We start from the raw sequence: 24,349 nt of genomic DNA on the forward strand, positions 1-24,349 counted from the left end.
CCTTGTTTTAATTATATTAAAATTTTATTAAATCAAAAATTTTCCTTGTACTTGTTTCTAAGTCTTCTTCATTTGAGTTTTCAATGTATACAATATCAATTAGGTCGTCAAAAATTTTGAGCATTTCTGTATATCTAGAGTTGATTTCTTTGAATTTTGCTGCTTCAAACTCAAAGAGATCAGCTTGTATTCTGTTTTTTTGAATTCGTTTGTATGCAATACTGGGATCCGTTTTTATGAAGAAAAGTTTTTCAGGTAGTGGGAAGTCTTTGTTTATTTTATATCCCAATTCTCCTTGATATGCTATAGATGAGAATAAATATCTGTCGGTTATTACTTTTGTTTTACCTTTATTTAATATTTCTATTATTCCATTCTTTGTGTTATATAAATGTTCATATCTGTCTGCTACATATAAGTATGCTAGTGACACCTTTCTTAAGGGATTTTTAAAATTAGTTAGTTGCTGTCTTATGAATTCTCCAATGACCCCTTGTGATGGTTCTTTTGTAAAGTAATATTTCAGTTTGTTATTACAGAGTTTTTGTAGTTTTTGAATTATACTTGTTTTTCCACTTCCATCGATTCCTTCTATGCAATAGAAGTTTTTTAGGATCTTATTCACAGAAATTGTCTCCTTAAATGTTTTGAGTAATTAGATACTTACTTAAGTATTATATAATATATATACATATATATATGAATTTGTTTTTTATAAGAAATAAGATTGCTCTATCTTTTATTTTTTCAATGATAGTCTTTGTATCAATTCTTGTTATCTTTATTGTATTTATTCAAGCCCAAGTTTATTCTGCTAAATTTTTTATTATGAGTTACCTTGAATCGAAAACAGGCTTTAAAATCAAGTATGATAAAATTGCCCCTTATTTTTTATCTTCAATAAAAATAGATAATCTGGAGTTGAGCTTAAATGATAAAGATACAATATTGATGAATACTGTTAAAGTCAATTTGGATTTGTTTAAACTGCTATTAGGAGATAAAAACATTATTTTAGATGTTTTTGTAAGGGGAAGTACTTTGAATTTTGATTTAAATGATTTTAAATTTCTTAACCCTCAGAGTTCACATTCTCATACATTAAAATTAGATGATGATAGTACTAGTCATGCAATGTTTGGTAAAATGTTTAATTTATTTGATAGTCTTCATGTGCATTTAGAAGATATTAATATGAATTTTAGACTAATTTCTGATAAGTTTCTTAAATTTCAAATTAAGAGTTTTGCATTAAAGACTATTGATGATGATTTTTTATTTAGTTTTATTGTTGATTTTAGTTCTATTGCAGTTTTAAATCCTGATGTTAGTCATGAAAATATTCTTGATTCGACTTTTTATTTTGAAGGTAAGTTTAAAAAAGAGCTTGAAGATGGATATATTAACTTTAGTTTTTTAAAATTACATACAAGTTATTTTGATTTGCTTGAGCAAGGCTTTCAAATAAATTATTCTAAGGGAAATATTGAAATTTTTAATATTCTCAGAGAGAATTTGGATTTTGATTTAAGATATGATTTTAATAAAAAATTTTTAAGATTAGATGTTTTGTTCTTTGATGTAAATCTTGTAAATTGGATAAGCTTTAATAAAAACTTGAGTGATTATAAAGATTACCTTGATACAAATTTAAATGGTCAACTAGCATTTTCTTATGATTTTAAAGATAAAGATTTACGGTATGCATTTTTATTAAATTCATCTTCAAATGCTAATATGGTAAATAAAGAGATTCAGGGATTAAAAGTCCAAATTAAAGGGAATGAATCAGTTGTAGATGTTCAAAATGCTTTTGTAAAACTTAAGAGAGGATTTATTGGTTATAAGGGCTATTATTCTTTAAAAGATTTAGTACCAATAGGAAGGCTTGATTTTAGGTCTGCAAAGATTTTTAATTTTAAGGATATTAATGGGCATTTAAATTTTAGTAAAATAAATCAAAATTTTTGCGTAAGATCTGATGATTTTAGGATTGGCAGGCTTAAAATTCGAGATTTGAATATGAAAACGAGTTTTGCTCAGGATCGTATCTATGTTAATTATTTATTAAGTTTTGTTAACAATAATTCTAAAATTTCATTAAAGGGTGATTTTAGTAAGGAAAATTTTAATCTTAATTTAGGTGTTAAAGAGTTTCCTATGCTTTTTTTGAAGGATGTTATTCCAGAAACTTTTATTACTAAAGTTATTCCGGAACATTTTTTGTCGGGTAAGTATTTAAATTTGACTTCAGATTTTGATTTAAATACTGTTGATTATACTAAAAGTAAGTTGAATAGTCTTAATTGTACTGTCTTATCAAAATTAGATAATTTTAATTTAATTCTTAATGCAAGTGGAGAGAAGAATATTTATAAGGTAAAATACTTTAATTATAGTAATGGGGATTATAATGTAAGTTCTAATTTTTTGATACAGTTGTTTGATGATAGTTTTAAGATAAATACTGAGTTTAATTATTTAAATAGAAATTATCCTTTGTATTTTGAGTTGAATTTTAAAAATAGGTATGCCAACTTGAAATTGTCACCTAGGTCGCGAGTCAGTTTAACTTATTCTGATTCATCTATAGTTTATTTTTTTGATATTAATGATTTTTGTCTTTATAATGGAGATTCTGAAATTTTGTTCAATGTTAATTCTTTAGGAAATTACCAAAGAATGAATGATGATTTAAATGTCAAAATTACCAAGTTTAAATTAGATAAGATTGCTGGTAATCCTGCTTATAATTTTAATTTTAGTTTTGAGGGTTTATATAAAGATAAACAATTTAGTCTTTCAAGTATTAGATTTGTAAATGGTGTTTCAAATTTACAAGGGCAAGGACATTTTAATTTAAATGATAAACTTAGTGGTAATTTGAACTTGTTTTCGCATATGAATTCAGAGCGTTATTTTTTTGGTGTTGATTCTAATGAAGATGGCAGTTATTTTGTTGGTAGATTTCAGGGATTCAATTTCAGTAATTTAAAATTCTTTTCTGTCTTAAATGGAAATATTAATGGTAACTTTATACTTAGTTTTAAAGATAGTGATTTATTTAATTATTCTCTTAATGCTTATCTTGAAACAAATGACCTGTTGTTAGTAGGTGTTCCTACACATTGCTCTTTGAATTTGGGATTGGTTGATAATAATCTTAATATTTATAATATAAATGCGAGTCAGAATAAAAGAAAAATTCTAACAGGTAATTTTAGATATGATATTAAGAATTCTATTGGAATTTCTAATTTGAATGTTAATGGCAAGCTTTTTTCTTCAAGGGTAAATGCAAGCTTTCAAAGATTTGAAAATAAAGCAGAAGAAGAATTTGGTATTTTAAAGAGTGAAACTGATGGAGAGATTGCTTTAAGAGATTTGAGATATAAAGATAAAGATCTTTCTGATCTTACAATTGAATTTAAAAATAACTCTGAAAGATTTATCATGTCATCAATTGAATATGATTTTATTAGTTGTTTATATGAATATAATTATGGTAATTTTGATATTAGGTTAAATGATTATTTGCCTTTTAGTTTTGTTGCATCAGGTAACATTTCTGGGAATAAAATTACTGGTAATATTCAAGACATTAAATTTGATTCAAAGTTAATTACAAAAGATTTATTGGGTTCAAAAACTTTTTTTAATATTAAAGAGCATTTTGTTCTGCATGATCTTAATGTGATTGGAATGTTGGATGTTGATGGTGATTTATATAATCCAAATCTTAATGGAGAGTTTGAAGTAGTACATGGTTTAATAAGTAGTGAATATTTAAAAATGTCTAGACAATATGGAAAGAGTAGAATTTTAGAATTAATTAATGTACCAGTTATTGTTAAAGATAATAATGTGATTATTGAGAACAAATTTAATTTAGACTATTATTCTGATGTCAATGTCGCTGCACATTTGAATCTGAACTTTTTAAGTGATAGTATTGTTGATTATTATAAGATAGATATTGGTGTTTCTGGTAGTTCTGGAGTACCTATTAAATTTGATAAAGTAACTATAAATTTTGTTGGACATGCTTCAGGTGATTTTTTTATTGAAGGTAATTCTGAAGAGATTATGTTTAGAGGGGATCTAAATGTTTCAAATGCTTGGATTTATTTACTTGAAAATTCGATTGTCGATCTATTAATAGATCCTTATAAGAGATCAAAAAAAGTTAGAGCATTTGATGTTAGCTCTAAGGGGTTAGATGTTGTTACAGATCTTAAAATTAATTTTGATAGTAATGTTGCTTTTCATTGGCCAGATAATAAAATTTCCTTCTTGAATGCTATTATTGCAAGAGGGAATACGCTTGAGGTTAAATCTGATACTAAAACGGATGATTTTATCCTTAAGGGAGATTTAAATGTTGCAAGTGGTTCTTTCAATTATCATAATAAACAATTTGTTTTCAGGGGAGGGGCATATATATCTTTTAATGAAAATAAGAGCAAATTTGATCCGTGGGTAAAGGCAGAGGCTACAAATATGATTAAAGATGGTAATGAAAATTTGTTAATAACAATGAGCATAGATGGTCCTTTGAGTTTGTGGAATTTTAGTTTTTCATCTTATCCTGTGCGAACTGAGCAAGAGATCAAATATCTTTTATCAAGTGCAATAATTGGGGGTGAACATGGACTACAATCAGCAGGAACAAATACAGCTGAGATGGCACTTGGGTTAGCTAGTGATATTCTTGTTGATCTGATAGTACAACCTATTGAAGATTATATACGTTCTGTATTAAAATTAGACCTATTGAGTATAAAAACAGATATATTAAGGAACGCTATTGGTATCTTGGGTAGTACAACAACTTTTGCAGGTGTTCTTGATAAAACAAATGTTAAAGTGGGTAAATATATTATTGATGGTGTTTTTGCTAAGGCGGGATTTGGATTTTTAAAAGAAGAAGTAACACCATTATCTCAGAATTTAAATTTTAGTATTAATTTTGGTCTTGAACTTGATTCACCGTTTTTCTTTGTTGATTATATTTTTGATTATAATTTTATGAAACATGGTCACGGAATAGGAAATCAAATATCTATTTTTTGGAAATTTAAATACTGAGTTATGTGAGGGATGTGGGGTGCATTTATTTAGAATCTTTATTGTTGTGTTTTTGTTCTTTTTTGTATTTAATTTAGTGTATTCTCAAGAAAACTATAAGGGTAAGGTGATAAAAAGTATTGATTTTAATGGGCTTAAGAATATAAGAGAAAATGACTTTGGCTCTATTTTAAATGCTTATTTGGGAAAAGCTTATTCTGATGAACTTTTTGATAGGTTGCAAGTTGACCTTTATGCTCTTGATTATTTTGAGGGACTTATTAAACCTGAGTTTAGAGTAGAAAATGATAAACTTGTCATTACATTTTTTGTGAAGGAGAAATCCTTAATAAATACTGTTATTTTTATTGATGATAGTGGAGTTTTTTGGAATAGTGAACTGCGTGATAAATCAGATGTTAAGGCAAAAGAGGCTTTAAATCTTGCAAAAATTAAAAAAAGTGTTCTTAAATTTGAAGAGATGTACAAAGATGCTGGATATCTTGATGTTACTGTTGAATTTGATATTAAAGAGAAAAATAGTTTAGTAGATATTGTGTTTAAAATTAATGCTGGTCCTAAGTATGTTGTTAAAGAGGTTTCTTTTGAGGGAAATTCGAACTTTAAGAGTCGTATTCTTAGAAAATATTTAGTATCAAAACCCGCATCTTTATTTTTTGATGGCAAGTATTTAAAATCAAATGTTGATAAAGATAAAATGAAACTTGAGTCTTATTATAAGAACAATGGATATATTAATGCAAAAGTTGTAGATAGTATTGTAGATATACGAATGCCCAGTGATTCTAAAAAATTGGAAAGAGAAGTTTTCTTAAAATATTTTATTTCAGAGGGTAATGTTTTTAAATTTGGTAAATTTGAAATTACTGGTAATTTAGTTTTTAAATTAGAAGAATTGCAATCCTTGATTACTTTTAAGGAAGGAGATGTTTTTGATGATTCAAGATTTGAGCAAGATTTTGCAAAAATTAGGGAAAAATATTATTCTGATGGTTATATCTTTACAGAGATTGTTCCTTCTCGGACGATAAGGGATGAATTTGTAGATTATTCTATTAAGATATTAGAGAAAGAGAAAGCACATATTGAATCTATTACTGTCTCAGGTAATAAAAAAACAGCTTCACATGTAATCCTTAGAGAAATTCCGCTCATTGAGGGTGATATTTTTAATTTGGAAAATCTTCGGATGGGAATGCTTAATTTACAAAGACTTGGTTATTTTGGAAATGTTATACCCGATGTTGTTCCAAGTAATATTGAGGGTTTAATGAAGATAAATTTTGCTGTTGAAGAGCGAGAGACAGCAAGTTTTAGATTTGGTATGAATTTTGGTGGGGTGAGTAATTCTTGGCTTCCATTTTCAGTTTTTGGACAGTGGGAGCAATCTAATTTTTTAGGTAAAGGGTATTCTCTTTCTGCAAGGCTTAATCTTGCTTTTTCAGAGCAAAGTTTTAGGTTGATGTTTGAAGATAATTGGTTTATGCAGACTAGATGGACTATTGGAGGATTTTTTGATTTTTCACATTCTATAAATACAGCGTATCAGGATATTAATGGACCTATATTTACAGACAAAAAAGAAGTTCCAGATCCTTTTGTAAGTTGGGAAGCATATAATAATTCTAAGAATTTTTCGGATTTTAATGTTATGAATTATTCTTTAGTTAAATTTAGTATTAATGGGTTTACTGGTTATACTTTTTCTAATTATCTTGGAAAGCAATCAATTGTTGGAACTGCACAAACGGCCTTGAAATATGTTTATTATGATGATAATGTTAACAGACCTTCAAATTATTATTTGAGGTCTAATTATAATACTATTAAATTTGAAAATTCTTTTGGTATTAGCGTTGCATGGGATACAAGAAATTCTCAGTCTTTATCTAATAATGGTTTTTTGCTTAAGCAGCAATTTGATCTTTTTGGTGGATTTTTGTTTGGGCAGAGTCATTTTTCAAAATCCACAACAACTTTTGAGAGATATTTCTCTCTTTTAGGCTATCAAGATGTTTTTACCCCATTTTTTGATTTAATTTTAACTTTGAGGAGTGTTTATTCAAATATTTTACCACCACTTGGGAATGGTTTTGAAATAGAAGTTCAACCACATCACCTTATAGTTATTAGTGAAAACTTTATGATTGCTAGAGGATGGGGAACTTTGAGTAATATTTATAGTTCCTTTGTAAATACTCTTCAGTTATCAATGCCTTTGATTAAGAATATTTTGGTTTGGGATGTTTTGTTTTTAGATATGGCTTCATATTCTCTAGAAGGGCAAGAAAATTCTTTGTTTGTTCCTTTTAGTAATTTTATTTTTAGTTGGGGTTTTGGAATTAGAAGTGTATTGCCTCAAATGCCTTTGTCTTTTGTAATAGCTTATCCATTTCATTTTAATAATGGAGGTGTTAATAGATATTATAATTATTTTGGAGGATTTAAATTTTTCTTAGCCATTGATATGAGATACTGATATAACTGATATAATTTAGTTAGCTTTTTGTAGGGAGGATTTTTATGACTGTTATAGTGTTTTTGTTTGCATGTTTTTTTCCATTAAATATTTTTTCAGTTAATGTTACAAAAGTGGGTATTGTAGATTTTGAGAAGGTTGTAATTGAATTTTTAAGTCCTCAATTAAAGTCTAATCTTGAGCAATTGAAAAATCATTATCAGGAAAAAATAGATATCTTGAATTCTGAGATTAAAGATTTGAGGAAAATATATGATGAATCTGTTAGTATTCATGATTTAGAGAGTGCTAAATTGTATGGTAATCAATATAACTTGAAGATTGATGAGCTTAAGAAACTTAAGAGCTTGGCTAAGAGTAATCTTGAACAACAGAAACAGATTAATATAAATAGTCTAAATAGTGATGGATTACTTTGGGGCAAAATACTTAATGGTATTCAATATATTGCAGAGACTAATGGTATTTCTTTGGTTATGAAAAAAGACAGTCCATATATTCTTTATTATAATAGTACAGTTGATATAACAGATAATATTATTAAGTATTTAAGTGAACAGTAGTATATTACTAAAATTACTTCTTAATTGTTATTTTCTTTTTTTAGTCTTTTAATTAGAGTACAAAATTCTTTTTTGTTGTCTCTATTGAGGCTTGAGAGTAAAATATGTGATTTTAACATTGATTTAAATATTGTATTTTTATGTGCACTGAAACAAAAATACTCTTTCATGTCATTTTTTTGTAATTTTTCTTCTCTATTTTCTATTTTTAATATCTTTTCAAGACCAAGAGATTGTAAATTTTTAAGTGCTTCTTTGCTAGAATTTATTATTTTAAAGGTTTTTTTGTATTCATTGCTCTTATTATCAATGTATATTAGTACTCCCATAAAAGTTGAATCTAAATATTTTGTTTCCGATAAATCTATGTATAATTTATTAATTTTATCGTTATTATTTATGAATATATTTTTGATAAATGTTTTAAAATTGACAGAATATAATGCAGTAAGTCTGTTAATTAATTTTATGAAAACAGAATCGTCTTTACACACATAAAAGACATTGCTTTGAGAAGTATCTTTTTCCATTGTTAATTCTTTTTGATAATTTTAAGTATATTGTAAAGTTTTAATAATATCAATTATAATTTTGGTATTGTTTATATGAAAAAAGATGTTACGCCGATGATGAGGCAATATTTAAATATTAAAGATAAACATAAAGACGCTATTCTGTTTTTCAGAGTAGGTAGTTTTTATGAAATGTTTTTTGATGATGCTCTTGAGGGAAGCAAGCTTTTAGGATTAACTTTGACTAAAAGAGAAAATGTTCCTATGTGTGGAGTACCTTGTCATGCAAGTAAAGAGTATGTAAAAAAATTGATTTTGCTTGATAAAAAGGTTGCAATTTGTGAGCAAGGATTGCAAACTGATCCTAAAGGGCCTTTAGAGAGAGAAGTTGTTGAAGTTATAAGTCCTGGGGTTGTGATTGATGAAGATTTTTTGCAAGATGATATTAATAATTATTTGATAGCTATTAGTGATTATAAAGATTATTATTCGTTTTCTTATATAGATTTGTCGACATCTAGACTTGGAATAATCTTTTATGAGGAAGATTTTTTAGAAAAGTTAAGACGGGATATTGAGAAATATTCTCCAAAAGAAATAATAGTTTCAGAGGGTTTTTATTATGAATATTTAGAAAAGCTTGCTCTCGATCGATTTTTAGTTAATAAAATTCCCTATTGGCATTTTGACAAAGAGATTGCCATGAAATCACTAAAAGAGCATTTTAATGTTCTTAGTTTGAGTGCTCTTGGGTTTAAAGAGGATGAGCCTTATTATATTTCATCTTTTTTAATAATAGATTATATAAAGAATAACTTGAAAAATTTATTAATCAATATTGACACAGTTCATATTAATAATGATTCTGAATATATGTTTCTTGATGATGTTACTCAAATAAACCTTGAACTTGTTAAAAACAATAATGATTTAACATCCCGCTATTCTCTCTATTCAGTGTTAAATGATTGTAAAACTCCCATGGGAAAGAGACTTTTAAGAGAATATATATTAAATCCGCTTTTAGATATTGTTGCAATTAACAATAGATTGGCTCATGTAGAATTTTTAAACAATAATATTAATTTAAGTATAAAATTGAGAGATGTTCTTAGTAATATTTGGGATATTGAGAGAATAATCTCAAGACTTCAAATGAAAAAATATGTTAAAAAAGATTTTTTATTGATTAAGGAATCTTTGACAGCATTTTTTTTAGCAAAGAGGCTCTTTAATGAACATTCTTTTAGTTATTGGATATTTGATGTTAATGATGAAAATAATATAAGAGAAATTTATTCTTTAATTGATTGCTCCATTTCAAAGGAGCCAGATGAGCTTATTCAACATGGGTATAATTTTGAGATTGATCGTTTAAGAGAGATGAAAAATAATGCAAGCAAGTATGTTGATGATTATCTTAATTTTGAGAGGGATTTTAGCAAAATTAGTAGCCTTAAAATTAAGAGAATTAATGTTAGAGGTTTGTTTTTTGAGGTTACAAAGAGTTATTATGGACAAGTTCCATCTCATTTTGTAGAAAGTCAGACTTTAAATTCTGTTAAGAGATATAAAACTAACAAACTTATTGAACTTGAAAGGGATATTAATGATGCTGAGGATAATTTATTGGCTCTTGAGCAAGAAGTGTTTGATGATATAGCTTCAAAAATTGTTAAGCATAGTGTGGTTATTAAAAAAATTGCTAAATTTTTTGCGTATGTTGATGTAGTCTCTAATTTTGCGTATTTGGCTAAAAAAAATGGATATGTAAGACCTTCTCTAACTAGCAATAAAGAAATTATTCTTGAGTGTTCTAGACATCCTGTTGTTGAACATTATATGAAGGGAGTGGAGGCTTTTACTAAGAATTCCGTAAAGATTGATAATGATAAGTATTTTTGTTTAATTACTGGCCCTAATATGGCAGGCAAATCGACTTATTTACGTCAGACTGCTTTAGTTGTTTTAATGGGACATATTGGTTCTTTTGTGCCTGCTGATCAGGCCATAATAGGAATTACAGATAAAATTTTTTGTCGAATTGGGGCAAGTGATAATATTTCCAAAGGTGAGTCTACATTTTTAGTAGAGATGAATGAAACGGCTAATATTTTAAGGAATGCAACTCACAATAGCTTGATAATTATGGATGAAGTTGGTAGGGGTACTAGTACTAATGATGGACTTGCTATTGCGTATTCAATTGTTGAATATATTTTAGAGCATATCCAATCTAGAAGTTTATTTGCAACCCATTTTCATGAGCTTTCAGCTATTAAGCATCATTCTTTTTTTAATCTTTCAATGAAAATTGAAAGACAAGGTGATGAACTTATTTTTTTAAGAGAGGTTGAAGAAAAACCTTCTCTTAATTCTTATGGGATTTATGTTGCTCGCATAGCAGGAATACCTTTAAAAGTTATTAAGAGGGCTAATGTTATTCTTAAAAGTTTAACTAGTCGAGAACATTTGTATGTGCCTGAATTTTTTACCTCAGCTTCTGTTATTAATGCTGGGGAAGAAGTGATGAAAGAAGATTTAAATTATGAAGTAGAACTTAATGATTACTTAGAACTTAAAAATTTTATTTCTAAAATAGATGTCAATAATATTACTCCTTTTCAAGCAATGAATTTATTAAGTGAAATAATTTTAAAGACTAAGACATAAGGGCATATAAGTGTGGAATTGGGGTGTTTTAAAAAGCATGTTTCTTCCCTTTTGTTCTTGTTGTCATAAAAATTATGTTTATTTAAATGCTCTTTGCAAGGATTGTATTGAGTTTTTTCATTTCGATGTTAAGCTGAGAGATGATGTTTGGTATTTTTTTGATTATAAAAATGAATATAAGAACTTGGTTCTTACTTACAAGAGAGATGGACAGAGATTGCTTGGTCAGTTTTTTGCAAATGGGATTTTACATTTTTTGATGAGTATTGATTTTGACCTTGTTGTTAGTATTCCTTGTAGTTTTAAGAGAAAAATTTTTTATGGTTTTGATCATATGGAATATATTGGAAATTTGTTAAGTAATAGTGAAATAAATTATATCAATGTTTTTAGGCGAGGATTAGGCAAGAGTCAAAAGCTATTACGTGGAGATTTAAGGCATAGTAATTTGGAGAATAAAGTTAATTTAAAGTTGAGGTATAAAAATATTAAGTTTAATAGGGTTGTACTTATTGATGATATTGTGACAACAGGAGCATCTATGACTTTTTGTAAAGATATTCTTATAAGACATGGGGCTTTAAGTGTGATAAAGCTGTCAATTGCTAGAGTTTAGTTGATTATTGTTTTCTTGACATTTATTGTCGTTAATGTTATTCTTAGGTTGTATTGATTATTTTATTTAATAAGGTTCTTTTGAAAAGAGCCTTATTATTTTTAGGAATATGATTGGTTAAAATTATTGATAATAGTGAAGTTTATAATTTAATAAAGAATATAACAGATCAATTAGGAATTGAAATTATAGAAATTAATACTTTCAAGAAAAGAGATAAAGGGAGAATTCAAATAGTTCTTTATAAGGGTGATGATTTTGGAGTTGATACTCTTTGTGATTTACATAGAATGATTTTATTGAGTTTAGAAGTGGTTCTTAAATATAATTTTAGTTTAGAAATCTCTACGCCTGGGATAAATAGGAAAATTAAGAGTGATAGAGAGTTTAAAATTTTTGAGGGCAGGAAGATTAAGTTAATGTTAGGTAATGATTTTGAAGAAGGTCTTATCTTAAAAGCAGAGGCAGACGGTTTTATTTTTAAAACAGATACTAAGGAGATAAGAATTCTTTATAATAATGTTAAGAAGGCTAAATTATCGTGAAGGAGTCTTGGATATGATAAAGGGCACTGGTCAAATGATTGCCAATATTGCTAATGAGCGAGGAATGAGCATAGATGCTATTCGAAAGACGGTGAGGGAATCTCTAATGATAGCTTATAAGAAGTATTTTGGAACGAGTGAGAATGCTTTAATTAAGTTTGATGAGAATACTGGGGATTTGATAATTTATTCTAAAAAAAGGATTGTAGAGGAAGTTCAAGACAATATACTTGAGATATTGAAAGATAATGCTCAAGAATGTGAAGTAATGGAAGATGGATATGCATATATTGAGATTGATCCAAAGATTTTTGATAGACTTTCAATTCAAGTTGCTAAGCAGAGAACTAAGAGCGATTTGCAGGGAATCGAAGATAATGAACTTTATTTAGAATTTAAACACAAATTGCATAAAATTGTTATTGGGTATGTTCAGCAAAATAGAAATGGAGATCTTTATGTGAATCTTGGGAGTACAGATGGTGTTATTCCTAAAAAATATCAATCTCCAAGGGAAGTTTATGGGCTTAATGATAAAGTGCGAGTTCTTGTTTACAGTGTAAAAAAGGGAAAAAATGGAATAGAGGTAGTCTTATCAAGGACTCATCCTAAATTTATTGAAGAACTTCTTACTCTTGAGATTCCTGAGATTGAGGAAGGTCTTATTAAGATTCATAAGATAGTAAGAGATCCAGGTTATAGAACTAAGATTGCTGTTTATTCTGAGAAAGAAGAAATTGATCCTGTAGGTCCTTGTATTGGGCAAAAAGGTGTTAGGATTCAATCAATAATTAAGGAACTTGAAGGTGAGAAAATAGATATTATTCCTTATTCTAAGGATATTAAAGAATTTATTAGAGATGCCTTAACTCCTGCTAAAATAGATAATGTATATATTGTTGATGAGGATTTGCATAAAGCTTTGGTGGTTGTTAGCGATGAACAGCTCTCGCTTGCAATAGGTAAAATGGGACAGAATGTTAGACTTGCAAATAGACTGCTTGATTGGGCAATTGATGTTAAAACTAGTAATCAATTTGCGGAAATGAAAGCAAGTGGAGAGTTTAAACAAGATACTTTTGAAATGTTTGATAAAATTATTCAGGATAATGTTCCGGAAGATGAATTTGAGGAAATAAACAAAATTAGTGAGCTTAAAGTTCTTGATAATGATATTGTTGATAAATTGATTGAAGCAGGTTTTGATGATATTGATAGTTTTTTGAATGTTAGTGAGGAAAAGCTTTTTGAGTTAGGAATAGGTTATGAAAAGCAAGAAGAAATAAATAAGATACTAAAGGAAGGAATGGTAATAATTTCTAATGATGATGATGGAGCTATTGAAGGCATGAAAGATGAAGAAGAGTTGCTTTGTCCTGAGTGTGGGGCTGTTATTAATGAAAATATGACTTTTTGTCCAGGTTGTAAGATAGGGCTTAGCTTTGAATTTGAAGAGGAGTAATAGTTTGTCAGAAAGTATTGATGATGATCGCATTGAAGATGAAAAAAAAATTAAAGTTGTTAAATTACGAAAGAAAGTAGTAAAGGTTGTAGCCCATACTGATAAAAGTTTAAATAAATCCAAAGATAATTTTGTGGACCTCTCAAATTCAAGAGGAAATCAGGATTCTAATAGAGGATATTCTTATGGCAGTAAAGATAGGGGAGCTCGGACTTCTTCTTTAAATGTAGATAAGGATAATACTAGTGGCCAGCAGCAAGGTAATAGGGGCTATTTCAATAGGAATAATGCTCATAATAGAGATAATAGAGGATATTCTTATGGTAGTAAAGATAGGGGGGGAGCTAGAACTTCTTCTTTAAATGTAGATAAGGATAATACTAGTAGTCAGCAACAAGGTAATAGGGGCTATTTCAATAGGAATAATGCTCATAATAGAGATAATAGAGGATATTCTTATGGTAGTAAAGATAGGGGGGGAGCTAGAACTTCTTCTTTAAATGTAGATAAGGATAATACTAGTAGTCAGCAACAAGGTAATAGAGGATATTTCAATAGAGTTAATACTCATAGTAGTAGTGGTTCTCAGACATTTAGACGAGTAATAAGAACTAAGGTTATCTCTAGTGTTGCAATTTCACCTTCTGATTCTGATAATAAGGGTCTTAATAGGAAACTTGGTGAGAAGAAGAAGCAGCAACAAGAAAGTCAAAAAGGTTACAAGAGGAAAAAGGAAGAAATTGAGAGCAAAACAATAGAACAAAAAGTGTTTGAGCAGCTTCAAAAAAAGAAGAAAGAAAATCTAGCGAATCCAATTCCTAAGTCGATTGATATTATGGGAACTATTACTGTTGCTGAACTTGCAAGGAAAATGAATTTAAAATCCTCAGATTTAATTGCTAAGTTGATGACTTTAGGTGTAATGGCAACTATTAATGAGAAAATTGATTCTGATACCGCTACTATTTTGGTTGAAGAATATGGCTCTAAAGTTAATGTTGTGTCAATCTATGATGAAACAGTTATCGAAGCAGAAGAAGATGATGAGAGTAAGAGGGTTGCAAAACCTCCTATTATTACAATAATGGGACATGTTGATCATGGAAAAACTAAGCTTCTATCAGTGTTGCAAAATATTGATATAAATCAAACAGAATTTGGAGGAATTACACAACATATTGGTGCTTATACTATTAATTATAATGATCATGAAATAACATTTTTAGATACTCCAGGACATGAAGCTTTTACGATGATGAGGAGTCGAGGGGCACAGGTTACAGATATTGTTGTGCTTGTTGTTTCTGCTGTAGATGGAGTAATGCCGCAGACTGTTGAGGCTATTAATCATGCAAAGGACGCAAAAGTACCCATTATTGTTGCTATCAATAAGATTGATTTGCCAGATTCAAATTTGGATAGAATTAAACATCAGCTTTCAGAGTATGATTTAGTTCCTGAAGATTGGGGTGGAAATACAATTTTTGTTGCAATTTCGGCTCTTAAAAATATTGGTATTACAGAACTTCTTGATATGATTATTCTGCAATCTGAAGTAATGTTATTGAAGGCAAACCCAACTAAAAGGGCTATTGGTAGAGTACTTGATGCTAGAGTTGACTTAGGTAGAGGAGTAGTTTGTTCTGTGATAATTGAGGATGGAACTCTTTCTATAGGAGATTCTTTTGTTGGAGGAGTCTATCATGGTAAAGTGAGAGCATTAATTAATGAGAGAGGAGTCGCTGTTAAGAGCGTTGGTCCTGCAAAAGCTGTTAATGTTTTGGGTTTTTCGTCAATTCCTCAGGCTGGTGATCCATTCCAGGTTACAAAAACAGAAAAAGAATCCAAATTAATTAGTTCTAAAAGACAAGATCTTAAAAAATATGAAGATGCTAAAAATGTAAAAAAAGTTACTGTGTCAAATCTTTATGATTCAATTAAGGATGGGGCACTTAAGGAACTTAAGATAATTTTAAAAGCGGATGTGCAGGGTTCTGTTGAGGCTTTAAAGCATTCTCTTGAAAAATTAACTAATAATGAGATTAGAGTAAGAGTTATCCATTCATCAGTAGGAGCAATAACTGAGACTGATATTAGTTTTGCATCAGCAAGTGAAGCCATTATAATTGGTTTTCACGTACGCCCTGCAGCAAAAGCACAATTGTTAGCCGATCAAGAAAAAGTTGAAATTAGAAAATATAATATAATTTATGATGCAATTAATGATATTAAATCAGTTCTTGAAGGCATGTTAGAACCAGACATTGAACAAAAATTTATTGGATTTGCTGAAGTCCGTGCTGTTTTTAATATTTCTAAGATAGGGGTAGTGGCTGGATGTTATGTTTCACAAGGATGCATAAAACGGGATGCCGTAACTAATGTTATGAGAGAAGGATTCCAGGTGCATTCTGGTAAAATTTCTTCATTAAGGCGAGCTAAGGAAGATGTTAAAGAAGTTAATGCACAATATGAATGTGGAATTATGATTGATAATTATTTTGATATTAGGGAAGGAGATATAATTGAGGCATTTGAGATTAAAAAAGTGAAGAGACGCTTTGAATCTTAAGCATCTGATTTATTGTTTTTATGTATGGAAAAAGAGATAAGAAAGTCAAAACTTGAGAGTTTATTAGTTCAAGAGGTTAGTAATTTAATAGTATCAAAAGGAATTAAAGATCCTAGGGTTCATGAATTTTTAACTGTTGTGAGAGTTGAAATTTCAAACGATTTGATAAATGCCAAGGTATTTATTGGTTCTATTAAAGAAGGTGCATCGCTTGATAATGCTATTAAAGCATTAAATAATGCTAAGGGATTTGTTCAAAGAGAAATTGTTAAACGTATTAGAGTTAGAAATACTCCAAAATTGAATTTTTTAAGAGATGATACTATTTCTAAGGCTTTTTATGTTAATAAGATAATTGAAAATTTAAGTTTTAGTGAAAAACAATAAAATTAAATGAATGGGATTATTTTATTAAATAAAAGAATTGGAATAACGTCTTGTAATACCCTCTGTCCTTTAAAGAGATATTTTTCTACAAGTCGAGTTGGACATACAGGTACTCTTGATAAGTTTGCAAGTGGTCTGTTGGTTGTTTTAGTTGGTAAGTACACTAAACTTTCAAATTATATTATATCTTTAGATAAAGAATATATATCAGAGTTTGAGTTTGGAATTGAAACTGATACTCTTGATCCTAATGGTAGAGTAGTAAATACTACAAATTATATTCCAAGTTTAGAGAAATTAACCCTTGGCATTAAGTCTTTATTAGGTGAGATTTATCAAATTCCACCTAAGTTTTCTTCAGTGCATGTTAAAGGAAAAAGAGCTTATAAGTTAGCTCTTAGTGGAGAGTCTTTCAATCTTAAGTCTAGGAAAGTCAATATATATGATATTCAGATCTTAAATTATAATGTTGATTCTCGTATTTTGAAGCTACGAATAAAATGCTCTAAGGGAACTTATGTTAGAGGTATAGCAAGAGATTTGGCATTGTCTTTGGGGTCATGTGCTTATGTTAAGAGCCTTGAGAGAATTAAGATTGGGGATTTTAGATTAGATAGTGCTTGTTTTTGCGAAGATTTTACTAGCAATTCTTTAATGAGTTTAGAATCTTTAGGGCTTTTTGAAAAATTTTATGTTGATAATAGTATGATTAAGCTTGTCAAGAGTGGTGTTTATATCAATGTTATGATTAGTGTTGGTGAATTTAAGATTTTGAAGTCTAGCAATGAAGAGATATTAGCAGTAGTTTATGGCGTTGGTTTGAATAAATATAAATATGTTATTATTTTTTGATAGTTGATTTTCGGGAAATAATTAGTAGTATAAGTCTTTTTAAGAATAAGACCATTAGTTTTTATTGTAATACTTTTTACAAATAACATTAAAATAGAAAATTTTTTAAAGAGAGGGTTGATTATACTGAAATTACGATTGAGAATTAGCTTAATTGATTTGATTGGTATTTTATGCAACTTGTTAAAAAAGTCTTCGGTTTGTTTTTGTTATTTGAATAAAAAAATATTATAATTTACTTTGAAGATTTAATTATAGCAAAAAGGTCTATTTTAGGCTTTGTTATGATGGTATAGGAGTCACTTTTATGGTTAGTAAAGAACAAAAACAAAAAATAATTACAGAGTTTGGTAAAAATCCAAATGATACAGGTTCAGTTGAAGTGCAAATAGCGTTAATTACAGATAGAATAAGGTATTTAACAGAGCATTTAAGGAGCAATAAAAAAGATTATAGCTCTAAGAGAGGTTTATTAAAGTTGGTTGGGCAGAGAAGAAATTTGTTAAGATATTATCAGAAGAAAAATTTGGAAGCTTATAGAATCTTAATAGCTAAACTTGGACTTAGAAAGTAATAAGGGGTTAATTTTGAGAAAAATTTTGAAGTTAAAAGTAGGAAGGGAAGATTTAATTTTAGAAACAGGCTTATTGGCTAAGCAAGCAAATGGCGCGGTTCTTGCTACTTATGGTGGTTCTACTGTTCTTGCTACGGTATGTTGTTCAGATTCAGTTCGTGAAAATTTGGATTTTGTTCCTTTATCTGTTGAATATAATGAAAAATATTATGCTGCTGGAAAGATTCCTGGAGGGTTTATTAAAAGAGAAGGTAAACCAAAAGACAAGGAAGTACTTGTTTCTAGATTAATAGATAGACCTATGAGGCCGCTTTTTGATAAGAGATTTGGTAGAGAAATTCAGGTTGTTCCAACGACTTTGTCTACAGATCAGATGAATCCTCCTGATATTGTTGGGATGAATGCTGCTTTTGCGGCAGTTTTTTTGTCAGATATTCCATTTAATGGTCCAATTGCGGCTGTTAGAATAGCTTATTTAAATAATGAGTTTATAGTAAATCCTTCTTTTGATGAGATACAAGATTCTATTTTAGATATTGTTGTTGCGGGCAGTTTGGATGGTATTACAATGGTTGAAGGTGGTGCTAATGAGGTTAGCGAGGAAATATTGCTTGCTGCAATAGATAAAGCTTATGAATATATTAAACAAATTTGTAATTTTCAAAAGGAATTTATACTTATAGTAGGTGAGAGAGAAAAATTACCACTTGCTTATGAAGAAAGGGTATTTGAATTTAAGGCTGAACTTAAAAATTTTATTTATTCTGAACTTAAAGATGCTTGTTTTGTGAAGGGAAAGCTTAATAGAGATAAGGCTATAAAATTGGTTAAGCAAAAAGCCTATGAGCATTTTTCTTCTGTAAGTCAGGTAGATGAAGAGAATGAAACTCTTTTTTATAAAGCTCTTGATGATTTTGAGCAAGCAATCGTTAGGAGATCAATTCTGGAAAATAATCTTAGGACTGATGGGCGCAATCCTACACAGATAAGAGATATTGTTGCCGAAGTTGATCTTTTGAAAAGAACACATGGTTCTGCTCTTTTTACAAGAGGTGAGACCCAGGCATTGGCTGTAACGACTTTAGGTACAAGTATTGATGAGCAGATAATGGATGATATTGATGGTGATAAGCGTCTTAATTTTATGCTTCATTATAATTTTCCTCCATTTTCTGTTGGTGAGACAGGTAGACTTATGACTGGCAGACGTGAGATTGGGCATGGTCATTTAGCTCAAAGGTCTCTGGAAGCTATGTTACCTAAGAAAGATGATTTTCCATATACTATTAGAGTAGTATCTGAGATATTAGAATCAAATGGATCCTCATCAATGGCTACAGTGTGTTCTGGGAGTATGTCTTTAATGGCCGCTGGTGTTCCTGTTAAGGAGCAAGTCGCAGGAATAGCTATGGGACTTGTTAGTGAGGGGGATAAGTATGTTATCTTAAGTGATATTCTTGGAGAAGAGGATCATTTGGGCGATATGGACTTTAAGGTTGCAGGAACTAAGAATGGAATTACTGGTTTTCAGATGGACATTAAGATTTCAAATGTTACAAAGCAGTTGATGAAGGATGCTCTTGCACAGGCACGAGTTGGAAGAATGCATATTTTATCTATTATGGATTCTGTAATTTCAAGATCAAGAGATGATATATCTGTTGATGCTCCTAAGATTATTCAGTTACAAATTGATATTGATAAAATTTCTCTTGTTATTGGGTCTACTGGTAAGACAGTTAAAGCGATTACAGATGAGTTTGAGGTTAGGGTGCAAATTGAGCAAGATGGTAGGATTACTCTTTTTGGGACTGATAGCTTAAAGATGCAAAAAGCTAAGGCAAGGATAGAGAGTATTGTAAGAGAACCTAAAATTGGTGAGATTTATGAAGGGATTGTTAAAAAGATTAACAGTTTTGGGGTCTTTATTGAGCTTACTCCTACCAAAGAAGGATTTTTAAGTAATCGACTAAAATCAAGGGATGATAGATATGGTGATATGAGGCATTCCAGGTATGGCAGTGGTAGATATTCTAGATATGGTAGAGATAGTAGGAATACATTTGCTATGCGTCCTCCAAGATTAGAGGAGGGACAAATGGTTAAGGTTAGAATATCTGATATTGATAAGTTTGGTAAGATTGAACTTGAATTAGTTAGAGATTAGTAAATATTATGAGATTTGTAGATCATATAAATAATATTTTAAAAAATAAGCTTATCTTAGTGAGCTTATTTTTATTTTTTTCATGTTTGACTAGTAAAGATGTTGATTTATCTTCTAATTTTGTCGATCATATTCAAAAATTTAATGTTGATGAATTTGATATTGATGAGTTAGATCTTAATAGAAAAAGTTATTTATTGGGTCTTAGAGATGATGAATCTTTTTTCTTAAGTGATGCTTTTTTAAAAGAGGATAATTCTTATTTTAAAAGTGCTAGAGAAAGTTATGTCCGAAAAAATTTTGGCATGACCAGTTACTATTTGAATAAAATAGTAACTGATGAGAAAAATTATGATAAAGAATTAATTGCTAAAGCCAATTTATTTTTTGGTTATATGAATTATAACATAGGCGCTTATGATCTAGCTGAATATCATTTTGATAATTTTTTAAAAGATTATCAAAATTCTCATGCTAGTCTTAGGATTGCTGAATTAAAATATTTTGTTAAGGATAAAGTAGGTGCAATCTCTGCATTAAAGGATATTGATAAAACTTCTCTTAAGTCAGGCTATGATTTAGGAATTTATAATTTCTTGAATAATAAATTTGGAATAAATTATTTAAATCTAGAAGCTTTAGGATTTTTAGATAATAGTATTTTTGATATGTTTGTTTTAGGGGGTAATATTTTTGTTTCAAACATATTTGGTGGTCTTTTAAGATATGATGTTAAGAATAATAAATATAAGGTTTATATTAAAGATAAAAAAAGTATCGTTTTGAATGGACTTAAAGGATTTGCAGAGCATAAAGGAGTTGTATACGTTGGTGGAAATAATGCTCTTTATTATATTGATGATTTGGAAGAGGCTATTAAAAAAGTTAAAATACCTTTAAATGTTAATTTAAATAGTATACAGGTTTTACTGGGTGCTAAAGATGGAATTTTTGTTGGTACTCTAGATGCTGGACTATGGTTTTACTCCGATGAGGGTGATTGGACTTATATCAAACTTGGTTCTAATAAAATTTCATCACTGTATTTAGATGAGCGTAAAAATTTGTTATTAGTAGGAACAATGGATAAGTCTGTTTATAGCATTGATCTAACTAATTTTAATAAAATTAAACATTTAAATTTTTTTAGCAAAGTAGATAGTGAGAGAAATATTAATTTTATAAAGAAGCATGATAGTGTTTATTACGTTGGAACTTATGGAGGAGGTCTTTTTAGATTAAATTTAGATAATAATACATATGTAAAATATAATGTTAACAATGATCCTAGCATTGGGTATTTTCTTGATATGGAGATTAGGGATAATAAGTTATTATTTGCAACTTTTGAGCATGGTTTATTAATTTATGATACAGTAAATGATAGTTGGGATTATTTAGGTCCTAGTGATGGACTTATTAGTTTAAATTTAGTAAAAATTTTAAATTTTGATGATTATGTTGTACTTGGGACTTTAAATAATGGTTTGGTTTTTGTAAATGAGAGTATTAAAAAACAATTATGAATCTTACATAATTATTGAATTTTTTAAGTATTTCTTAATTACTTTTTTGTTTTTTTTCTTTGTATTTTTCATAAACCAAATACTTTTTTTTATGAAAATACTTCTTCAAAACTATGTTCCGTTTTTAAAGGCTTTTATTTTTGTTATATATTCACTTCCTATGATAATTGCTCTGTCACCTCCCTTTGCGGCTTTACTCTCAGTAATACTTACCATTTATAAATTTAAACTTAATAATGAAATATTGGCTTTTAGATCAATTGGAATATCTGTTTTTGATTTATTAGTTCCATTTTTTAAGTTAGGAGTAGTTATTGCATTTATTTCGTTTATTGCTAACGATTTTTTGCTTCCCCTTGGTTCTATTGGTAGGTTGAAAGTTTTTAATGAAATCAAAGAAGAAATACCTCATTTGATATTAAAGCCTTATTCAAGTAAACAGTATGGAGATTTAATATTTGTATCAGGAGAAAAATCTGAAACGGGATATAAAAATGTTACTTTTTTTGATAATACTAGACTTAAAGGTTATGACAGAATATTGATGGCACGGGAACTTAATATTCAAAAAGAAAATTATCAGGTATATTTTATTTTGAATGATGTTTTATCAATTGCCTTAACAGAGGATGAGAGTGGGTTTTATGACTATTTTTATGCTGATCGGATGAAATATTCAATTGATCAAGTAACGTTTAGTGATAGTTGGTTATTAAGTTATATTGCACCATCGCAGATGAGTATTAGAGATGTTATGAAACTTATTGTTAAGCAAGATAAATTAATTAAAGAATTAAATATGAAAAGTGATTTAGAGGAAGATCTTTTGCATTTAAATTTTTCAAATATTTATTTGAATTATTTGTATGATAAGAGTAGTTTTTTAGATGAAGAATCTGTTCTTGAAAACTTAAGTTATATGCATAATTTAAGTTTAAATTATAGCCCTTATGAAGATCTAATTGTTAAGAGAAGTTATGCTCTTTATTGTTTGGAATTTTATCAAAAAATTAGTTTACCATTGTCTGTTTTATTTTTTATCTTTTTAGCTTTTGGTATGGGCATGTATTCAAATAAAAAATATTCTATTATTCTTGAGCTTGTGATTTCAATTCTTATTTGTGTTTTCTATTGGGTAATGTTTATTGGTGGAAAAGTTTATACTTTTCAGTATTCTCCAAATCCTTTGCTTATTACTGTCTTACCAAATGTGATGTTAATTTTTGCAGGTTTGATACTTTTTTTGAGACTTTTAAAGAAATGAAAGTAGATAAGCTTTTTGTGAATAATATATCATTGACTTTTTTGTTTATGAATTTTCTTTTTGTGATCTTAATTGTGCTTATTGATGTATTTGTTAATCTTTTTAATTATCTTGATCATAATCTTAGTATTAGTGATATTGTTTATATTTATTATCTTTATTTGCCAAAGTGTTTTTCAGATGGTTTGGCTCTGTCTTTTCTTTTTGCCGTTTCTAATCTTATTGGTAATCTTTCTATGAGAAACGAAATAATAGGACTTTTTAGTTGTGGTATTTCTATTTCTAGAATGTTAAGATCAATAATTATGCTTAGTGTTTTTATCTCAGTAATGCTCTTTTTTTTTGATAATTATTTAGTTATAGATACTATTGCTAAAAGGGATGCTTTTCTTAAGAATAGTGTTGGTAATCAAGGTGCAAATGATAAAAATATAATCATTAGGGATTTTGCAAGAGAAATTTACAATATTAAGCATTATGATATCGAGAGTGATACTATTGCTAACTTGATGATTATTTTAAAAGATCAAAATGATAATTTTAAGAAAAGGTATGATATAAGTAAAGCTGAGTGGATTGATTCCAGATGGCGGCTTTATGGTGTTAGAGAATTTTCTAAGGTCGAACGAGATGTGTTAGAAAAATTTCATGAAGTTCTTGATGGTAGGGGGATTATTAATTTAGAGCCTGAATATATTAAAATAGTTATGCTTTCGTCAAAAACGTTGAATTTTTCAAAGCTTATTAGCTGGATTAGATCTCTTAGGAGAGAAAAGCTAGATTCTTCTGAAGCTTTATTTGATTTGTTAAGCAGAATATTTTTTTCATTTAGGTTAATACTTCTTAGTTTTACTGTGAGTTTTGTAAGTTTTTCTTTGAAAAAAAATATTTTTATATGGAGTTTATTAAATAGTATTGCATTTGCAGTTGTGTATGTTATGTCAATTATGGTTTTTAGTTTTTTAGCAGATCTTGGGTATTTGCCTATAGCAGTTGCAAGTTCGTTACCCACTATTTTGTTTATTATTATTAATTTTATCATTTATAATCTTGTGTGTAAGTAGTAGGT

The 24,349-nt window shown here is 28.7% G+C and carries 17 protein-coding genes; 15 read left to right on the forward strand and 2 right to left on the reverse strand.

Annotated elements, in window-relative coordinates:
* Positions 1-16: 16 nt before the first annotated feature.
* Entirely contained in the window at positions 17-625 is a 609-nt protein-coding gene (gene tmk / locus bpuSUM_RS04035) for a dTMP kinase (protein ID WP_247066070.1), read from the reverse strand.
* 74 nt (positions 626-699) lie between these two features.
* Between tmk and bpuSUM_RS04040 the strand changes: the two genes are divergently transcribed.
* From bpuSUM_RS04040 to bpuSUM_RS04050, 3 genes are read left to right on the forward strand one after another with little or no spacing between them, the layout of a single operon-like run.
* Positions 700-5,088, forward strand: coding sequence for a translocation/assembly module TamB domain-containing protein (locus tag bpuSUM_RS04040; RefSeq protein WP_247066072.1), 4,389 nt, complete (start codon positions 700-702; stop codon positions 5,086-5,088).
* 19 nt (positions 5,089-5,107) lie between these two features.
* A complete protein-coding gene (gene bamA, locus bpuSUM_RS04045) occupies positions 5,108-7,567 on the forward strand; it encodes an outer membrane protein assembly factor BamA (RefSeq protein WP_430644650.1) in 2,460 nt (819 codons plus the stop codon).
* Between the two features lie 44 nt (positions 7,568-7,611).
* Entirely contained in the window at positions 7,612-8,130 is a 519-nt protein-coding gene (locus bpuSUM_RS04050) for an OmpH/Skp family outer membrane protein (protein WP_247066074.1), read from the forward strand.
* Positions 8,131-8,150: 20 nt separating this feature from the next.
* Here the strand turns inward: bpuSUM_RS04050 and bpuSUM_RS04055 are convergent, their stop codons facing one another.
* Positions 8,151-8,660: an STAS domain-containing protein gene (locus bpuSUM_RS04055; RefSeq protein WP_247066076.1), complete on the reverse strand. Its 510-nt coding sequence runs from the start codon at positions 8,658-8,660 to the stop codon at positions 8,151-8,153.
* Between the two features lie 75 nt (positions 8,661-8,735).
* On the opposite strand from bpuSUM_RS04055, the gene mutS reads away from it, so the two are divergent.
* The 12 genes from mutS (at position 8,736) to bpuSUM_RS04115 (ending at position 24,344) form a co-directional block, all read left to right on the forward strand.
* Positions 8,736-11,315, forward strand: a complete 2,580-nt coding sequence (gene mutS, locus bpuSUM_RS04060; protein ID WP_247066078.1) for a DNA mismatch repair protein MutS — start codon at positions 8,736-8,738, stop codon at positions 11,313-11,315.
* A gap of 37 nt (positions 11,316-11,352) precedes the next feature.
* The gene (locus tag bpuSUM_RS04065) at positions 11,353-11,931 is read left to right on the forward strand and encodes a type I phosphoribosyltransferase (protein ID WP_247066341.1); all 579 of its coding nucleotides are present in this window, start codon (positions 11,353-11,355) and stop codon (positions 11,929-11,931) included.
* Positions 11,932-12,044: 113 nt separating this feature from the next.
* Positions 12,045-12,476 (forward strand): ribosome maturation factor RimP, encoded by a 432-nt coding sequence (rimP, locus tag bpuSUM_RS04070; RefSeq protein WP_247066080.1) that lies wholly within the window; start codon positions 12,045-12,047, stop codon positions 12,474-12,476.
* Between the two features lie 13 nt (positions 12,477-12,489).
* Positions 12,490-13,938 carry a transcription termination factor NusA gene (gene nusA, locus bpuSUM_RS04075; RefSeq protein ID WP_247066083.1) on the forward strand — a complete coding sequence of 483 codons (1,449 nt, stop codon included), beginning with the start codon at positions 12,490-12,492 and terminating at the stop codon, positions 13,936-13,938.
* Positions 13,919-16,510 (forward strand): translation initiation factor IF-2, encoded by a 2,592-nt coding sequence (gene infB, locus bpuSUM_RS04080; protein WP_430644651.1) that lies wholly within the window; start codon positions 13,919-13,921, stop codon positions 16,508-16,510. The genes nusA and infB overlap by 20 nt, the downstream gene beginning before the upstream one ends.
* Before the next feature lie 24 nt (positions 16,511-16,534).
* A complete protein-coding gene (gene rbfA, locus bpuSUM_RS04085; protein WP_247066087.1) occupies positions 16,535-16,897 on the forward strand; it encodes a 30S ribosome-binding factor RbfA in 363 nt (120 codons plus the stop codon).
* A 6-nt stretch (positions 16,898-16,903) separates the two neighbouring features.
* Complete coding sequence (gene truB / locus bpuSUM_RS04090) at positions 16,904-17,749, forward strand: tRNA pseudouridine(55) synthase TruB (protein WP_247066089.1); 846 nt, start codon at positions 16,904-16,906, stop codon at positions 17,747-17,749.
* 307 nt (positions 17,750-18,056) lie between these two features.
* Positions 18,057-18,323: a 30S ribosomal protein S15 gene (rpsO, locus tag bpuSUM_RS04095; protein WP_247066091.1), complete on the forward strand. Its 267-nt coding sequence runs from the start codon at positions 18,057-18,059 to the stop codon at positions 18,321-18,323.
* Positions 18,324-18,336: 13 nt separating this feature from the next.
* Positions 18,337-20,490, forward strand: coding sequence for a polyribonucleotide nucleotidyltransferase (pnp, locus tag bpuSUM_RS04100; protein WP_247066094.1), 2,154 nt, complete (start codon positions 18,337-18,339; stop codon positions 20,488-20,490).
* A gap of 8 nt (positions 20,491-20,498) precedes the next feature.
* Positions 20,499-22,016, forward strand: a complete 1,518-nt coding sequence (locus bpuSUM_RS04105; protein WP_247066096.1) for a hypothetical protein — start codon at positions 20,499-20,501, stop codon at positions 22,014-22,016.
* Complete coding sequence (locus bpuSUM_RS04110; RefSeq protein ID WP_247066098.1) at positions 21,991-23,280, forward strand: LptF/LptG family permease; 1,290 nt, start codon at positions 21,991-21,993, stop codon at positions 23,278-23,280. Before bpuSUM_RS04105 ends, bpuSUM_RS04110 begins: the two co-directional genes overlap by 26 nt.
* Complete coding sequence (locus tag bpuSUM_RS04115; protein WP_247066100.1) at positions 23,277-24,344, forward strand: LptF/LptG family permease; 1,068 nt, start codon at positions 23,277-23,279, stop codon at positions 24,342-24,344. The genes bpuSUM_RS04110 and bpuSUM_RS04115 overlap by 4 nt, the downstream gene beginning before the upstream one ends.
* Positions 24,345-24,349: the final 5 nt, after the last annotated feature.

It is taken from the genome of Borrelia puertoricensis (genome assembly GCF_023035875.1).
Lineage (GTDB): Bacteria > Spirochaetota > Spirochaetia > Borreliales > Borreliaceae > Borrelia > Borrelia puertoricensis.

Coding starts and splice junctions, on each gene's coding strand:
- bpuSUM_RS04055 (WP_247066076.1), bottom strand. CDS start 8,660: ATGGAAAAAGATACTTCTCAAAGCAATGTCTTTTATGTGTGTAAAGAC.
- rbfA (WP_247066087.1), top strand. CDS start 16,535: ATGGAAAAAGAGATAAGAAAGTCAAAACTTGAGAGTTTATTAGTTCAA.
- mutS (WP_247066078.1), top strand. CDS start 8,736: ATGAAAAAAGATGTTACGCCGATGATGAGGCAATATTTAAATATTAAA.
- bpuSUM_RS04110 (WP_247066098.1), top strand. CDS start 21,991: ATGAGAGTATTAAAAAACAATTATGAATCTTACATAATTATTGAATTT.
- bpuSUM_RS04115 (WP_247066100.1), top strand. CDS start 23,277: ATGAAAGTAGATAAGCTTTTTGTGAATAATATATCATTGACTTTTTTG.
- truB (WP_247066089.1), top strand. CDS start 16,904: ATGAATGGGATTATTTTATTAAATAAAAGAATTGGAATAACGTCTTGT.
- bpuSUM_RS04105 (WP_247066096.1), top strand. CDS start 20,499: ATGAGATTTGTAGATCATATAAATAATATTTTAAAAAATAAGCTTATC.
- bpuSUM_RS04050 (WP_247066074.1), top strand. CDS start 7,612: ATGACTGTTATAGTGTTTTTGTTTGCATGTTTTTTTCCATTAAATATT.
- nusA (WP_247066083.1), top strand. CDS start 12,490: ATGATAAAGGGCACTGGTCAAATGATTGCCAATATTGCTAATGAGCGA.
- rpsO (WP_247066091.1), top strand. CDS start 18,057: ATGGTTAGTAAAGAACAAAAACAAAAAATAATTACAGAGTTTGGTAAA.
- bpuSUM_RS04065 (WP_247066341.1), top strand. CDS start 11,353: ATGTTTCTTCCCTTTTGTTCTTGTTGTCATAAAAATTATGTTTATTTA.
- bpuSUM_RS04040 (WP_247066072.1), top strand. CDS start 700: ATGAATTTGTTTTTTATAAGAAATAAGATTGCTCTATCTTTTATTTTT.